The 904-nt window shown below is 66.5% G+C and carries 1 protein-coding gene; it reads left to right on the top strand.

The genetic code is table 11. The features are described from left to right. A partial coding sequence (gene pgi / locus QWY76_RS20040; RefSeq protein ID WP_290313343.1) for a glucose-6-phosphate isomerase occupies positions 1-904 on the top strand: 904 nt, incomplete at both ends.

Raw genomic sequence — 904 nt, 5'->3', positions numbered from 1 at the left:
CAGCGGCCAACGCATCAAGGACGTCGTCAACATCGGCATCGGCGGCTCCGACCTCGGCCCCAACATGGCCTGCCGGGCGCTGCTCAAGTACCGCCATCCCGAGCTCAACTTCCACTTCGTCTCCAACGTCGACGGCACCCATATCCAGAAGGTGCTGTCGCGCCTCGACCCGGCCACCACCCTGTTCATCGTCTCCACCAAGACCTTCTCCACCCAGGAGACGCTGCTCAACGCCAAGACCGCGCGGCGCTGGTTCCTGGAACAGGCCGGCGAGGACGCCGACGTCGGCGCCCACTTCGTCGCCGCCTCCACCAACCGCCAGGCGGCCATGGAATTCGGCATCCGCGAGGAGAACGTCTTCGAGTTCTGGGCCTGGGTCGGCGGGCGCTACTCCATGTGGTCGTCCATCGGCCTGCCCATCGCCCTGGCCATCGGCTTCGACGGCTTCATGGAGATGCTCGAGGGCGCCTACGCCATGGACCAGCACTTCCTGACCGCGCCCAACGCCGCCAACATGCCGGTGCTGATGGCGCTGATCGGCATCTGGTACATCAACTTCCAGGGCGCCGAGACCCAGGCCATCGTGCCCTACGACCAGGCCCTGCATCAGCTGCCGGCCTTCCTCCAGCAGCTCGACATGGAGTCCAACGGCAAGTCGGTGGATATCTTCGGCCGCCCGGTGGACTACAAGACCGGGCCGATCGTCTGGGGCCAGACCGGCTCCAACGGCCAGCACGCCTTCTTCCAGCTGCTCCACCAGGGCACCCGCTACGTGCCCATCGACTTCATCGCCTCGCTCAAGCCCGAGCCCGGCGTCGAGGATCACCACTTCGCCCTGCTCACCAACATGCTGGCCCAGGCCAACGCCTTCATGGAGGGCAGCCAGGGCGGCAGCGACCTCGAC

The organism is Halomonas maura (assembly GCF_030409305.1).
GTDB lineage: Bacteria > Pseudomonadota > Gammaproteobacteria > Pseudomonadales > Halomonadaceae > Halomonas > Halomonas maura.
The sequence above is the reverse complement of the archived record's forward strand: the minus strand, read 5'-3'. Positions and strand labels throughout refer to the sequence as shown.